Below are 14,899 nucleotides of genomic sequence, written 5' to 3'. Positions count from 1 at the left end.
CGCTAGGGCCGGGTGTCCGGCCCCTTCTTCTGCGGGCTCTTCCAGGGGCTGTAATCGGCGATCAGATCCTCCTGCGGCGGGCGCTGCGCCTGCTCGACGTGCTGCAGGTTGATCCGGACCCGGTAGTAGATCGAACTCGGACCACGCATGCCGTCGAGCAGGACGTCTTCGGGCGCCAGCTGCGCTGCGACCGGGCCATGCCGTTGCCGCCAGAGGTCCAGGGCGGCCATCGCCTCGTCGCGGGTCTTCGTGCGGGCAATCTCGATCAGGGGCAGCGGCGAGGTGCGCCGGCCTTCGGCACTCTTGCGGGCGCCTCGTGGCGCCTTCTCCGCGGGGCCCTGAGCTTCGGCCAGTGCCAACAGCGATTCCAGGTCCCCGGCGGCCTCGTCCATGCCTGCCCAGGGATCGCCGATCTGCGCGAAGCGCTCCGGCACGGTGTCCACGGTGAACGAACCTGGGTCCGCTTTGGCGACCTCGTCCCAGAACAGCGGCGTCGAGACCCGTGCGTCGGCGGTGGCACGCACGGAGTACGCCGAGGCGACGGTGCGGTCCTTGGCGTTCTGGTTGAAGTCGACGAACACACCGTGTCGCTCCTCTTTCCACCACCGGCTGGTGGCCAGTTGCGGCGCGCGCCGTTCGATCTCGCGGGCCACCGCCTGGGCCGCCAGCCGAACCTGGCCGAACTCCCACCGCGGTGCGATCCGGGCGTAGATGTGCATGCCCCGTGAGCCGGAGGTCTTCGGCCACGCGGTCAGCCCGTGATCGGCCAGCACCTCACGGACCATCAGCGTCACCTCCACGATCTCGGGCCACCCGACTCCGGGCATCGGGTCGAGATCGACTCGCAACTCGTCCGGATGGTCGAGGTCGCCGGCGAGCACCGGGTGCGGGTTGAGGTCCACGCAACCCAGGTTGATCACCCAGGCCAGGCCTGCTGCGTCGTCGACCACGACTTCGTGCGCCGAGCGGCCCGAGGCATAGCGCAGCTCTGCGACCGACACCCAATCCGGGCGGTTGGAGGGCGCACGCTTCTGGAAGATGGCTTCGGCGTCGATGCCGTCGAGAAAACGTTTGAGGATCATCGGCCGTCCGGCCACGCCGCGCAACGCGCCGTCGGCAACCGACAGGTAGTAGCGAATGAGCTCGAGCTTGGTCCGTGGCGCGCGGTCGCGTCCACCCGGGAACACCACCTTGTCCGGGTGGGTGACCACCACCCGGTGCCCTGCCACGTCCAGCGACAACCCGCCGGCCATGCGCCCATGTTAATGAGAGGCGCCATCCGCCGCCCGACGGCGATCTGCGTCACATAAGGTTGTCTCATGGCTAAGCTCACTGACCTGCCCAGCCAGGCTGTAACCAAGCTCGGTCGCTATCTCGAACGCGGTGGCGCCGAGTTGCACTATTTGCGCAAGATCCTGCAGTCCGGCGCACTGAAGCTGGAGTCCCCGCGGTTCATCGCCAGTGCCTTGGCCGATGGGGCGCGCTGGGGCGAGCTCGGGATGATTCCCGCGCTCAATGCCCGCCGCAACCCGAACGGCCTCGCCGTCATCGACGATGACGGCAGCATCACGTTCAAGGAACTCGATGACGCGGTCAACGCGGTGGCCAACGGCCTGCTCGCGATGGGTGTGCGCGGCGGCGACGGGGTGGCGATCCTGGCCCGCAACCACCGTTGGTTCCTGATCGCCAACTATGGTTGCGCCCGGGTCGGTGCCCGTCTGATCCTGCTGAACAGCGAATTCTCCGGTCCGCAGATCAAGGACGTCTCCGAACGTGAAGGCGCCAAGCTGATCATTTACGACGACGAATACACCGCCGCCGTGGCGCAGGCCGAGCCCACGCTGGGCAAGTTGCGGGCACTGGGTGTCAACCCGGACACCGATGAGCCGTCGGGCAGCGCCGACGAGACGTTGGCGCAGCTGATCGCGCGCAGCAGCAAGGCTCCCGCGCCCAAGATCACCAAGCCCGCCTCGATCATCATCCTGACGTCAGGCACCACCGGTACCCCCAAGGGCGCCAACCGCAGCACCCCGCCCACGCTGGCACCGATCGGCGGCATCTTGTCGCACGTCCCGTTCCGGGCCGGTGAGGTGACATCGCTGCCGTCGCCGATGTTCCACGCGTTGGGGTATCTGCACGGCACCTTGGCGATGTTCTTCGGCTCGACCCTGGTGCTTCGGCGCCGCTTCAAGCCGGCCACCGTGCTGGAAGACCTGGAGAAGTACAAGGTCACGGGCATGGTCGTCGTGCCGGTCATGTTGTCGCGGATCCTCGACCAGTTGGAGAAGACCAGCCCCAAGCCGGACCTTTCCGCGCTGCGGATCGTGTTCGTCTCCGGCTCGCAGCTCGGTGCCGAACTGGCCTCGCGGGCGCTGAAGGACCTGGGGCCGGTCATCTACAACATGTACGGCTCTACCGAGGTCGCCTTCGCCACCATCGCCGGACCCGCCGACCTGCAGCACAACGCTGCGACCGTGGGCCCGGTGGTCAAGGGGGTCAAGGTCAAGATCCTCGACGACAACGGCAACGAAGTGCCGCGCGGTGAGGTCGGACGGATCTTCGTGGGCAACTTCTTCCCGTTCGAGGGCTACACCGGTGGCGGCGGCAAGCAGATCATCGACGGGCTGTTGTCCTCTGGTGACGTCGGCTACTTCGACGAGCGTGGCCTGCTCTATGTCAGCGGCCGCGACGACGAGATGATCGTCTCCGGCGGCGAGAACGTCTTCCCCGCCGAAGTCGAGGACCTGATCAGCGGACACCCCGAGGTGATCGAGGCGACCGCATTGGGTGTCGAGGACAAGGAGTGGGGCGCACGCCTGCGGGCCTTCGTGGTGCTCAAAGAAGGCTCCAGCGTCGATGAGGACACCATCAAGGTCTACGTCAAGGAACACCTGGCCCGCTACAAGGTGCCGCGGGAAGTGGTGTTCCTCGAGGAGCTGCCGCGGAACCCCACCGGCAAGATCCTCAAGCGCGAACTCCGCGACCTGTAGTTTTTTGGCGCGAGCGTGCGTGTTTGTGCAAGGACACGCCGGTTTTTGTGTACAACCACGCACGCTCGCGAGACAGGACTACCCGTCGAAACCCGTTGCACCGTCAAGTTGTTCGCGCAAAATATCGATCTGGCCGCAATGCCGGGCGGTCTCTTCGATCATGTGCACATAGATCCAGCGCAGTGAGACGCGACCGAGGCGTCGGTGCGACACGGTGTGATCCAGCGGGTATGCCGCGGCGATCTGCCGGGACTGCTCGCACTGCTGCTGGTAGTCGGCGATCAATGCCGACAGGTGCTCGTCGTCGGCGAGGGTGAACTCCCAGTCCCGGTCATGCGGGCGACGGTTGTCGTCGAGGCGCTCCTGCAACAGCTGTTCGAACCAACCGAATTCCGCCCAGCGCAGGTGCTTGACCAACCCGCCCACGGTCGTCGGCGATGCGACCAGGCGCCGGCGTGCGTCGGCCTCCGACAGCCCGGATGTCTTGCGCACCACAATGTCGCGGTAGTCCTCAAGGAATGCCTCGAGGACCTCGCGCTCTCCAGGCCCGACCAGGCCACGGCGGCCCGGGGGCAGTGGCGCATCGGTCACTTCCCTGACGTTAGTCCGTAATCCCGTTACGGGTCCCGAGGCAGGCCCAGCAGGCGCTCGGCGATGATGTTCAGCTGGACCTCCGAGGTGCCGCCGTAGATGGTGGTGGCACGGCTCATCAACAGGTACTCCGCCCACCTGCCGGGCAGCTGATCGCGATCGCCGATCGCGGCGTCACCGGCGAACGTGCCGACGGCGAACTCCGCGTAACCCTGGCCGGTGCGCATCGAGAGGAGCTTGGACACCGCTGCCGCCGGCATCGGGTCCTTGCCGGCCAGCGTCAGCAGCGTCGAGCGCAGATTGAGCAGCTTGGCGGCGTGCCCCTCCGCGATCAGCTGCCCGGCCCGCCGCTGCTCGCCATGATCGAACTGGCCGTCGCGGATGAACTCCACAAACCCGTCGAGGCTGGCCAGGAACGGCATCTCGCTGCCGCCGATCGACACCCGCTCGGCGGTCAGCGTGTTGCGGCTGACCTCCCAGCCCCGGTTCACCTCGCCGAGGACCAATTCATCCGGCACGAACACGTCATCGATGAACACGGTGTTGAACATGGCTCCGCCGGTGAGCTCCCGCAGCGGGCTGACGGTCACCCCCTCGGCCTTCATGTCCAGCAGGAAGTAGGTGATGCCATCGTGCTTGGGCGCCGAGGAGTCGGTCCTGGCCAGCAGGGCGCCCCACTGCGAGAACTGTGCGGCCGACGTCCAGATCTTCTGCCCGCTGATCCGCCAGCCGCCGTCGACCATGGTGGCCTTGGTGGTCAGGCTGGCCAGGTCTGAGCCTGCGCCGGGCTCGGAGAACAGCTGGCACCACACCAGCTCCCCGCGGAAGGTCGGCGGCAGAAAGCGTTGCTTCTGCTCGTCGGTACCGAACGCCACGATCGAGGGCATGAGCCATGCGGCGATACCCAGCGCCTGACGCCGCACTCGGCCGGAGGAGAACTCCTGCTCGATGATGATCTGCTCGATCGGTTCGGCGGCGCGGCCCCAGGGCTTGGGCAGGTAGGGCAGCACCCAGCCGCCCTCGGCGATCGCGACCGTGCGCTCGTTCTGCGCCATAGCCTTGAGCGCGGCGACCTCGGCCCGGATCTCGGCACGCAGCTTCTCGGTGTCGGGGTCCAGGTCTATGTCGATCTTGCGCATGCCGCCGCCGGTGGCGGTGTCGACCACCTGCTGCGGGTGCGCCGAGCGGGTGCCGAAGGACGCGGCGAGGATCAGCGCCCGCCGGTAGTAGACACCGGCGTCGTGCTCCCAGGTGAAGCCGATTCCACCGTGGACCTGGATGCAGTCCTGCGTGCAGTGCTGCGCCGCGCTGGGCGCCAGAACGGCGGCCACGGCGGTGGCGAACTGCACCGTCGAACCTGCTGTTTCCCAACCGTTGTGGTCGGCTTCGTCGATAGCGCGGGCGGCGTCCCACACCGCGGCGGTGGCCCGCTCGGTGTCGGCGATCATCTCCGCGCACTTGTGCTTGATGGCCTGGAACTGGCCGATGGGCCGGCCGAACTGCTCCCGGATCTTGGCGTATTGAGCTGCGGTGTCGGTGGCCCAACGGGCAACCCCGACAGCCTCCGCGGACAGCAGCGTTGAGATCAGTGCCTGCGCGCGCTCCGCCGAAAGGTTGCCCAACACCGCCGAGTTGTCCACCTCGACCCCGTAGGCGCGCACGTGAGCGATGGGTCGCAACGGGTCCACGCTTGCCACCGGCTCGATCTCGAGCTGGTCGGCGCGCAGCAGCACCCAGGTCGTGGCGTCCTCAAGCGCCACCGGCAGCACCAGCACAGATGCCTGAGCGGCGGCGACGACGGAGCGAGCCTCGCCGTTGACTACCAACCCCGTGCCGCCGACGGTGGCGGTCAGCCCCGGGTTGATCGTGTAGGTGGCGATCACCTCACCACTGGCCAGCCCGCTGAGTTCCTCGGCGGTGGGGTTGTTGGCGGCGATCAGGGCGCTGGCGATCGCAGACGGCACGAAGGGTCCGGGCACCGCGCCGTAGCCGAACTCTGCGAGCACCACCGCCAGCTCCAGGATTCCGAATCCCTGTCCGCCCACCTCTTCGGCCAGGTGCAAACCCGCCAAGCCCTGCTCGGCGGCGGCGCGCCAGAACGGTGGTGGGTTCTCGATCGGAGCGTCCATCGCCGCGTGCAGCAGCTCGGAGGGCACCGCGCGTGTCAGCAGGGCCCGCACGGAATCGGCGAGGTCCTGGTGCTCGGAGTTGATCGCTATCGGCATGAGAGACGCCTTTCGGTGGGTACGTGAGGTGAATCTAACAACCAGTCGGTTGGTTGACTACGTGGGTCAGGGGCAGCCCGTCGCGGAGCCGGCGGCAGTTGTCGACGGCCGCCGCCAGGTAGCGCCGCATGGTGTCGGCGGTATACCAGCTCACATGCGGGGTCAACACCACGTTGTCCAGTCCGAGCAGGGGGTTGTCGGCGGTCACCGGCTCCACGGCGAACACGTCCAGACCCGCGCCGGCCAGCCGCCTTTGGCGCAGCGCCTCGGCCAGCGCGGTCTCATCGACGATCGGCCCTCGCGAGGTGTTGATCAGCACCGCGTCGGGCTTCATCTGCGCCAGCGCGGCCCGGTCGATCAGGCCCTCGGTGGTGGCGGTCAGCGGAACGTGCAGCGAGACGATGTCAGCGGCCGCCAGAAGCTCCGGCAGGGGCCGCCATCCGGGTGTCCCGTCGTCGCGGGTGCTGGTATGCAGCACGTGCGCGCCCATGGCGGACACGATGCGGGCCACACGCTGCGCGATGCTGCCGAAGCCGACCAGCCCGACGGTGGCGCCGCCGATGTCTCGGCAGCGTTCACCGAGATCGGGATCGGTGGGCCAGCCGTGGAGCTGTCGGGTCGCCCGATCCAACGGCAGGAGTTGCCGCAGCACGGCAAGCATCAGCATCACCGCGCCCTCGGCGACTGAGGCGGCGTTGGCGCCGGGCATATTTGCCACCGCGATGCCCCGCTGTGTCGCGGTGTCGACGTCGATGGTGTTGATGCCCACCCCGAACTTGTGCACCAGGCGGAGCCTGGGTCCGCGCCGCAGGTCGTCACCGGAAAGGGGTCGTAGGACATGCCAGAGGACCTCGGCGTCGGCCAGTTCGCGATGCAGCGTGGCGTCATCGTCGGCGGCGCACCATCGGATGTTCAGCCAATCCGATTCGGGTGCAACGAATTCCATCACCTTCGGGCCGGGGATGAAGTGCGCCAGGACTCTCAACGTCATGCTCAGGAACTCTCCTCGGTGTAGATGGCCCGATAGAACACGTTGGCCAGCGTGCGGATGCACGCGGCATCATCGGGGCCGCCATCGGCCCGGGGCGTGGCCAGCTGGATGTAGCAGAACTGATTGAGCATCGAGACGATCGCGACCGCCAGCAACTCGGGGTCGTCATCGGTGCAAAAGCCCTCGGACTGAGCGCGCTTCACCGTCTCGGTGATGTGCCCGACGGGAACCGCGCAGATCTCCGCCCAGTAGCGGGCGAAGTCCTCATTGACCATCGCCAGTTGGGAGACGCCCACCATCTCGGCCAATCGATTGCGGTAGGTGTGCCAATGAGCGGCCGTGGCCTGTTCGATCCGTTCCCGGTTGGACAGGCCGTGGCGTGTCACGCTCAGGGCACGCTCGCCGGCCTCGTCGCGGAAGCGTAGTGCCCACTCCCGAACCATCGCCTCTTTGGAGTCGTAGTAGTTGTAGAACGAGGCCGCCGAACGCCCGGCCTCGGTCGTGATGTCGGAGATGGTGGTGGCCAGAACTCCTTTGCGGGCGATTACCGCCCGCGCAGCCGCGTCGATCGCCGCCTGAGTGCGCCGGCCGCGATGGGTGGGCAAGGGCGCCCGGTGGACGGATTGCTCAGGGGGATTCGGCACCGAATCTGACTTCCTGTCTCAGTGGGCCTGGATCAGATCTAAATCTGATGTTAGATTCAGTTTCAGATCTTGACCAGAGGAGTAGCTGCAATGATCAAGCCACACGGCGTGAACACCGAGTTCGAAATCAGCGGGATCAACCACGTGGCGATGGTGTGCTCGGACATGGAACGCACCGTCGACTTCTACAGCAACATCTTGGGCATGCCGTTGATCAAGTCGCTGGACCTGCCCGCGGGCATCGGTCAGCACTTCTTCTTCGACGCCGGCAACGGGGATTGCGTGGCCTTCTTCTGGTTCCGCGACGCGCCGGATGGGGTGCCCGGGATCTCCGCGCCGGCCGCCATTCCGGGGATCGGTGAGATCACCAGTGCGGTGAGCACCCTCAACCACCTGGCTTTTCACGTCCCGGCGGACAAGTTCGACGCCTACCGCAAGCGGCTCAAGGAGAAGGGCGTGCGGGTCGGGCCGGTCCTCAACCACGACGAGTCCGAGTGGCAGGCCAGCCCCACGTTGCATCCCGGGGTGTATGTCCGCTCCTTCTACTTCCAGGACCCTGACGGGATCACCCTGGAATTCGCCTGCTGGACCAAAGAGTTCACCGGCGACGAAGAGCACGTCACGCCGAAGACGGCGGCCGATCGCCGGGTTCCGGCCAGCACCTAACCCGCTCTGGGCGGGGTCGCCAGGCCGATCGCCCGGTCGAGTTCGTCGATGCAGGTGTGTAGGGCGGCGTCCTGCAGCGCCGCGTCGCCGGGCATGGTCGGCACCAGGTGATCACGGGCGGCCTGTGCGTGGGCCGCGGCGGGGGCCGGGCCGCCCACGGTCAGGGCTGACACCGCCGCGGCCAGCTCGTCGATAGCGGCCCGGGTCGATTCGGTGACGGGCTGGCGCGCCCCGGCCACCACGTGCGCGAGGTGCAGGACCGAACCGGCCAGCAGGGACAGTTGAGCGGCTTGTCGGTCGGCGTCGCGGGTCGCCCCGCGCAAGTGCCAGCGCAGCGGGCAGAGCTGCGCCACCTGCTCGGCGGTGCGGCGGGCTTCGCTCAGGCGGGCCATCCGGTGGTACTGCTGGGCCGCCACCGCCTGTAGCCAGTCCGTATCCCCGGACCGGTGATCGAGCTGGGTGAGCAGGTCGCGCGATGTGGCCAGCACCTCGATGACGGCGGTGCGCAGCACCGTCAGCGGATTCTTGGGGAACAGAACCACGCTGAAGATCACCGCGATCCCACCGCCGATCAGCGCATCGAACAACCGCTCCGCTCCGACACCGCCGTGCGGAAAAGCCAGCACCAGGATCGCCGAGATCACCGTCTGATTGACGAACATCGGACGCTGGATGACGAACCGTCGCCCGATCAACAGCGCTGCGCACAGCGAGGCCAGGACAACGACGGCCATCGCGAGAGGACCGGCACCCAGGAACCTGTGCGCACCGCTGCCCAAACCGATCCCCAGGCCGACCCCGACCATCATCTCGACTGCGAGCTCCGCTCGGACCACATTGGTGGCCCACATGCACACGGCGGCCGCGATCGGGGCGAAGAAGGGGGCGGGGTGGCCGAGCGCATCGCGGGCCAGATACCAGGCAAAACCGGCGGCCAGTGCCGTCTGCGTGCTGGGCCACACGACGGTGCCCAGCAGCTCTGAGCGCTTGCGAAACAGACCACAGCACGTGCGGAACGCGGATCTGATCATCACCATAAAGCCTAGACAAGACACCCCGAGCGCCGTCGCAAAGACGACGAATGGGTTCGGGTGAGAAGTGGACGTCCCACCCGGGCGCCGTTAGTGTTCCTGGTGCACGGGTTCGCCTCGGTGGTAGGGGTTTTGTGCCGGTGATTGACGTCGATACGCGCCGGTGACGTCGCTTCAGAAAGTCAGGTGACGATGGGACGGGTGACCACCCGCCGGAATGCCCGTCACCTGGCAGGTGGTGGTGCGGCCGACAGATCTGAAACGCTGGCTGTTGAGGAGCCCCTGGAGATCAGGCTCAACGGCAGTGCCTTGACCGTCACCATGCGTACCCCCGGCTCCGATGTCGAACTCGCACAGGGTTTTCTGCTGACCGAAGGGGTGATCGCCCGACGGGAAGACATTGCGACCATCCGCTATTGTCCAGGCGCCGACGTGGATGGAGTGAACAGCTATAACGTCCTCGATGTCACCTTGTCTCCCGGGGTCCCGATGCCCGAAGTCGACGTCACCCGGAATTTCTATACGACGTCGTCGTGTGGCATCTGCGGCAAGGCATCCCTGGAGGCGGTGCGCTCGGTCAGCCGACACTGTCCCGGCGACGATCCGGTGACTGTCTCGGCGCAGGCCATCACCGCCATGCCGGACCGACTTCGTGAGTCGCAGAAGGTGTTTGACAGCACCGGCGGCCTGCATGGGGCGGCACTGTTCGACAAGGATGCCCAGTTGCTGGTGGGCCGCGAGGACATCGGCCGGCACAACGCGGTGGACAAGGTGATCGGGTGGGCGATCGAACATGGCCGGATCCCGCTCGCCGGCACGGTGCTGCTCGTCAGCGGACGGGCGTCGTTCGAACTGACGCAAAAGGCTGTGATGGCCGGGATACCGGTATTGGCAGCGGTTTCCGCACCCTCGTCGCTGGCGGTCGACCTCGCCGCGCAGTCAGGTATGACCCTCGTGGCTTTCTTGCGCGGCGAGTCCATGAACGTCTACAGCAGGTCTGACCGCATCATCGACTGAACGCGGAATAGCGGTGCGCTGCGGTGGAACTCTGATAAATTCCTCGATCACCATGACCCTTTCTCGCAGCCCTCTCCGGTGTTCTCCCCGCAACGTGGCCCGTGTGATGGCCGTATGCGCTGCCGCGATCAGTTGCGCCGTGCCGGCATTCGCTGAACCGCCGCTGCTCAACGGTGTCTTCCAGGGCGCCGACGAAGAGTTCGCCTGGACGATCGCCACCAGCTGCAGCCAGGTCGATTGCAATGGGACTGTGAGCAGCAACCAGGGTTGGACGAGTCCGATGAGGCTGGTCAACGGGGAGTGGCACTTCAGTGTCACCAAGCCGGACGGTGGGCTCTGTGCGGATGGCAACTATGTGCCGACCGTCATCGAGGTGATGATCGACCCGGCGTCGCTCGGTGGCGTCGTCACGACCAGCTCCGACGGAGAGTGTCCGGGAAGCACCCTGACCTCGAGGCCGTTCCAGCTGCACCAGCTCGGCTGAGGACTTCCGCTCGGCTTCCACGCCCCTGATCACACCCCGCCCGAGGGCTTGTGTGACAGCCTCCCGTCCTGCGGCCGGTATCCAGGGAACTTCACCGGCGCCGCTTACGACTAGTGGAAGGGTGAAAGGGGCGCGGTGATGAGTTTGTTGGACGCCGCAGAAGCCGGCACGTGGGGCTGACCGCGCGGCGAGGCTGCCGCGTCGCGGGTGGTTTGGACAGCGTTTATCCAGCGTTCCGTGTGGTTACTCCGGCGTAGGGTCGGTGGAATGCCTCTGATGCGTAGTGACGGTGACAGCTGGGATATCACCACCAGCGTTGGTTCGACCGCCTTGTTCGTGGCGACCGCCAGGGCTCTGGAAGCCGCCAAACCCGACCCGCTCGCCGTCGATCCTTACGCGGAGCTGTTCTGTCGGGCCGCCGGGGGAGGCTGGGCCGCCGTATTGGACGGTAGCCAGCCCGATCACGAGCTGTTGTCCGAAGATTTCGGTCAGCACTTCGTCAACTTCCAGGGCGCGCGCACCCGCTACTTCGATGACTACCTCACCGGTGCCGTGGCAGCGGGGGTGCGCCAGGTGGTGATTCTGGCGTCTGGACTGGATTCGAGGGCGTTCCGGCTGCCGTGGCCGGACGGGACGACGATCTTCGAATTGGACCAGCCACAGGTGCTCGCCTTCAAGAGCTATGTGCTGTCCCAGCGCAGCATCCGTGCCACGGCCGAACGGCGCGAAGTGGCCGTGGACCTGCGTGAGGACTGGCCGCAGGCGCTGCGCGACGCCGGGTTCGACCCGACGCGGCCCTCGGCGTGGATCGCCGAGGGCCTACTGATCTATCTCCCCGCCGATGCGCAGCAGCAGTTGTTCGCTGGGATCGACGGTCTGGCCGCTCCGGGCAGCCATGTCGCGGTGGAGGACGGTGCCCCGATGGCCGAGGACGATTTTGACGCAGCGGTAGCGGCCGAAGTCGCGGCCGGCGACGACACCCGCAACTTTCATCGGCTGGTTTACAACGAGCAACATGCCCCTGCCGACCAGTGGTTCAACGCTCGGGGATGGGCGGCGGCCGCAACACCGCTGGCCGAGTATCTGCGTCGGCTGGGTCGGCCCGTGCCCGACCCTGCCACCCCGGCCGGACAGATGGTCTCGCGGAACACATTGGTCTCGGCGGTCAAGGAGTAGGTGCGTTCCGCCATCGGTGGGCGAACCGCCGTGGAAGACGAGTTCGGCATGCGGTACCGTGCACATTTAACGAAAATCGTTTTCAATAAGGAGCCGGTGATGAGTTGGGATGGCGTCGGCGCGTCAGCGGGGGCTTCGGGGGACCGAAGTTCCCGGTCAAGGGTGACGAATGTCGCCCGCCGAGCGTCTCCGACGATCTCGACAGTTAGCTTATGCAATGCTAACTTCAGCCGGGTTGGTTCAAGGAAAAACAGCGAAGGGGCGAGTCACGCATGAACAACGGTGATGCGGCTGTGCTCACCCCGCAACCCCGTGTGGACGAGGAAACCCTCAGCAGGTTTGCCACCTGCTGTCGTGCCCTCGGTATCGAGGTCTACCAGCGCAAACGGCCCGCAGACCTGGCTGCCGCCCGCACCGGTTTCGCGGCGCTGACGCGGATCGCCCACGAGCAGTGCGACGCGTGGACCGGCCTGGCCGCCGCGGGTGACCAGTCCCCGCGGGTGCTCGCCGCCATCTCGCAGACCGCCGCCAGTGCCGGAGCGCTACAGCGCCGTCTGGACCTGAAGCCGGGCGCGCTGGGTTTCCACTACGACACCGGGCTGTACCTGAAGCTGCGTGCCGCCGAGGCCGACGACTTCCACCTCGCCCACGCCGCACAATTGGCGATGGCCGGCCGGTGCGCCGAGGCGAACGCGGTGGTCGCCGAGATCAGCAAGCGCCGTCCCGACTGGAATGACGCTCGCTGGATGGCGATCGCGGTGAACCACCACGCCGGCCGCTGGTCGGACATGGTCAGGTTGCTGACGCCGATCGTCAACGATCCGGCCCGTGACGAGTTGTTCTCGCACGCCGCCAAGATCGCGCTGGGGATCGCGCTGGCCCGGCTGGGTATGTATGCGCCGGCGTTGTCGTACCTCGAGGAGCCGGAAGGCCCGATCGCTGTCGCCGCCACCGACGGTGCGCTGGCCAAGGGGCTGATCCTGCGGGCGCAAGACGATGAGGAGTCTGCGGCGGAGGTGCTGCAGGACCTCTATGCGGCCAATCCGGAGAACGAAGAGGTCCAGCATGCCCTGCTGGACCACAGTTTCGGGATCGTCACGACCACCGCGGCCCGGATCGAAGCCCGCACCGATCCCTGGGACCCCGCGACCGAGCCGACGGCCGAAGACTTCGTCGACCCGTCCGCCCACGAGCGCAAGGCAGAGCTACTGGCCGAGGCCGAGCGGGAACTCGGCGAGTTCATCGGCCTGGCCGAGGTCAAGAACCAGGTGCAGCGCCTCAAGAGCTCGGTGGCCATGGAAGTGGTGCGCAAGCAACACGGCCTTGCCGTCGGTCAGCGCGCGCACCACCTTGTCTTCGCCGGACCGCCTGGAACCGGTAAGACCACCATTGCCCGCGTGGTGGCCAAGATCTACTGCGGCCTGGGGCTGCTGAAGAAAGAGAACATCAAAGAGGTCCACCGCGCCGATCTGATCGGTCAGCACATTGGGGAGACCGAGGCCAAGACCAACGCGATCATCGACAGCGCGCTCGATGGCGTGCTGTTCCTCGATGAGGCCTATGCCCTGGTGGCCACGGGCGCCAAGAATGACTTCGGCCTGGTCGCCATCGACACGCTGCTGGCGCGCATGGAGAACGACCGCGATCGCCTCGTGGTGATCGTGGCCGGTTATCGGGCCGATCTCGACCGGCTCCTGGACACCAACGAAGGTCTGCGATCACGTTTCACCCGCAGCATCGAATTCCCCTCGTACGAGCCCTCGGAGCTGGTGGAGATCGCCTACAAGATGGCCGAGCACCGGGACAGCCGTTTCGAGCCGGAGGCTCTGAGCGAGATGGAGACGCTGTTCGCGCAACTGGCGGCGGCGTCGAGCCCGGATGCCAATGGTGTTGATCGGCGCAGCCTCGACATTGCCGGTAACGGCCGGTTCGTGCGAAACCTGGTGGAGCGCTCCGAGGAAGAGCGTGAATTCCGGCTTGACCATTCCGAACAGTCCGGCACCGGGCTGTTCACCGATGAGGAGCTCATGACCATCACGACCGACGATGTTCGTAACTCGGTGGCACCGTTGCTGCGCGGCCTGGGCCTGGAGGGCAAGGCATGAGCGAGCAGTTCGATGGATCTGAGGACGGGCGGCGTTCCTTCGCTTCGCGCACTCCGGTCAACGCCAACCCCGACCGGGTGGAGTACCGGCGCGGGTTCGTCACCAAGCATCAGGTCAGTGGGTGGCGCTTCGTCATGCGGCGGATCGCCTCCGGCGTAGCGCTGCACGACACCCGGATGCTGGTGGAGCCACTGCGCTCGCAGGCGCGGGCGGTCCTGATGGGTCTGCTGGTGCTCGCCACCGTCGTGGGCGGCTGCTTCGTGTTCACCCTGATCTGGCCCAACAGTGCGGCCAACAACGATCCGGTGCTGGCAGACCGGTCGACGTCGGCGTTGTATGTGCGGGTCGGTGATCAGTTGCACCCGGTGCTGAACCTGACTTCGGCGCGACTGATCGCGGGCCGGCCCGTCAACCCGACCATGGTGAAAAGCGCGGCGCTGGACAAGTTCGCCCGCGGCAATCTGATCGGCATTCCCGGCGCTCCGGAACGCATGGTGCAGAGCAGCTCCCGTGATGCCGACTGGACGGTGTGTGACGCGGTGAGCGGTTCAGCGGCCGGGGTCACGGTGATCGCGGGTCCGTTGGACAGCAGTGGTTCTCGGGCTGGTGCACTCGGTGCGCAGCAGGCGGTGTTGGTGGACAACGGTGCCGGCGCGTGGCTGTTGTGGGACGGCAAACGGAGCCGGATCGACCTGGCCGATCACGCCATCACCGGTGCCCTGGGCCTCGGCGAGCGGGGTTCGGCGGTGCCTACCCCCCGCCCGATCGCCACCGGACTGTTCAATGCGATCCCGGAGGCGCCGGCTCTGGTGGCGCCGGTGATCCCCGGCGCCGGCGACAAGCCGTCGTTCGACCTGCGCGTGCCCGCCCCGGTCGGTGCCGTCGTGGCCGCGCATTCGCTGGAGGGCAAGTCCGACAGCGAGCTGCGTTATTACGCGGTGTTGGAGGATGGTTTGCAGCCGATTTCGGGTGTGTTGGC

13 protein-coding genes are annotated in these 14,899 nt (G+C 66.8%); 7 read left to right on the top strand and 6 right to left on the bottom strand.

Translation table 11 applies throughout. The annotated features are described in order from the left end of the window. Nucleotides 1–2: 2 nt before the first annotated feature. Nucleotides 3–1,253 carry a DNA polymerase domain-containing protein gene (locus tag BST15_RS06455; protein ID WP_046190746.1) on the bottom strand — a complete coding sequence of 417 codons (1,251 nt, stop codon included), beginning with the start codon at nucleotides 1,251–1,253 and terminating at the stop codon, nucleotides 3–5. A gap of 66 nt (nucleotides 1,254–1,319) precedes the next feature. Between BST15_RS06455 and fadD2 the strand changes: the two genes are divergently transcribed. Further along, nucleotides 1,320–2,990, top strand: coding sequence for a long-chain-fatty-acid--CoA ligase FadD2 (fadD2, locus tag BST15_RS06450; RefSeq protein WP_046190747.1), 1,671 nt, complete (start codon nucleotides 1,320–1,322; stop codon nucleotides 2,988–2,990). Between the two features lie 78 nt (nucleotides 2,991–3,068). Here fadD2 and BST15_RS06445 read toward each other — a convergent pair whose 3' ends face one another. From BST15_RS06445 to BST15_RS06430, 4 genes are read right to left on the bottom strand one after another with little or no spacing between them, the layout of a single operon-like run. Continuing rightward, nucleotides 3,069–3,581 carry a DinB family protein gene (locus BST15_RS06445; RefSeq protein ID WP_046190748.1) on the bottom strand — a complete coding sequence of 171 codons (513 nt, stop codon included), beginning with the start codon at nucleotides 3,579–3,581 and terminating at the stop codon, nucleotides 3,069–3,071. Nucleotides 3,582–3,607: 26 nt separating this feature from the next. Further along, entirely contained in the window at nucleotides 3,608–5,806 is a 2,199-nt protein-coding gene (locus tag BST15_RS06440) for an acyl-CoA dehydrogenase family protein (protein ID WP_083070868.1), read from the bottom strand. 34 nt (nucleotides 5,807–5,840) lie between these two features. After that, nucleotides 5,841–6,797, bottom strand: a complete 957-nt coding sequence (locus BST15_RS06435; protein WP_188108944.1) for a 2-hydroxyacid dehydrogenase — start codon at nucleotides 6,795–6,797, stop codon at nucleotides 5,841–5,843. 2 nt (nucleotides 6,798–6,799) lie between these two features. Continuing rightward, nucleotides 6,800–7,441, bottom strand: coding sequence for a TetR/AcrR family transcriptional regulator (locus tag BST15_RS06430; protein ID WP_046190750.1), 642 nt, complete (start codon nucleotides 7,439–7,441; stop codon nucleotides 6,800–6,802). Nucleotides 7,442–7,531: 90 nt separating this feature from the next. Here BST15_RS06430 and BST15_RS06425 point away from each other — a divergent pair, with 90 nt between their 5' ends. After that, entirely contained in the window at nucleotides 7,532–8,107 is a 576-nt protein-coding gene (locus BST15_RS06425) for a VOC family protein (RefSeq protein ID WP_046190751.1), read from the top strand. Here BST15_RS06425 and BST15_RS06420 read toward each other — a convergent pair. Next, a complete protein-coding gene (locus BST15_RS06420; RefSeq protein WP_157861716.1) occupies nucleotides 8,104–9,138 on the bottom strand; it encodes an FUSC family protein in 1,035 nt (344 codons plus the stop codon). The two genes, BST15_RS06425 and BST15_RS06420, sit on opposite strands and share 4 nt — an antisense overlap. Nucleotides 9,139–9,330: 192 nt before the next feature. On the opposite strand from BST15_RS06420, the gene fdhD reads away from it, so the two are divergent. From fdhD to eccB, 5 genes are all read left to right on the top strand, one after another. Then, nucleotides 9,331–10,155 carry a formate dehydrogenase accessory sulfurtransferase FdhD gene (gene fdhD, locus BST15_RS06415; protein WP_046190757.1) on the top strand — a complete coding sequence of 275 codons (825 nt, stop codon included), beginning with the start codon at nucleotides 9,331–9,333 and terminating at the stop codon, nucleotides 10,153–10,155. Between the two features lie 106 nt (nucleotides 10,156–10,261). Further along, nucleotides 10,262–10,639, top strand: coding sequence for a hypothetical protein (locus BST15_RS06410; RefSeq protein ID WP_046190753.1), 378 nt, complete (start codon nucleotides 10,262–10,264; stop codon nucleotides 10,637–10,639). A gap of 276 nt (nucleotides 10,640–10,915) precedes the next feature. After that, nucleotides 10,916–11,815, top strand: a complete 900-nt coding sequence (locus BST15_RS06405; RefSeq protein ID WP_046190758.1) for a class I SAM-dependent methyltransferase — start codon at nucleotides 10,916–10,918, stop codon at nucleotides 11,813–11,815. A 272-nt stretch (nucleotides 11,816–12,087) separates the two neighbouring features. Then, on the top strand, nucleotides 12,088–13,920 hold the full coding sequence (gene eccA / locus BST15_RS06400; RefSeq protein ID WP_046190754.1) for a type VII secretion AAA-ATPase EccA: 1,833 nt from the start codon (nucleotides 12,088–12,090) through the stop codon (nucleotides 13,918–13,920). Beyond that, the coding region (gene eccB, locus BST15_RS06395; RefSeq protein WP_083070866.1) for a type VII secretion protein EccB at nucleotides 13,917–14,899 on the top strand (983 nt) is incomplete at its 3' end. The genes eccA and eccB, both read left to right, overlap by 4 nt.

The sequence above is a fragment of the Mycolicibacter arupensis genome (genome assembly GCF_002086515.1).
In the GTDB taxonomy this organism is placed as follows: Bacteria; Actinomycetota; Actinomycetes; order Mycobacteriales; family Mycobacteriaceae; genus Mycobacterium; species Mycobacterium arupense.
The sequence above is the reverse complement of the archived record's forward strand: the minus strand, read 5'-3'. Positions and strand labels throughout refer to the sequence as shown.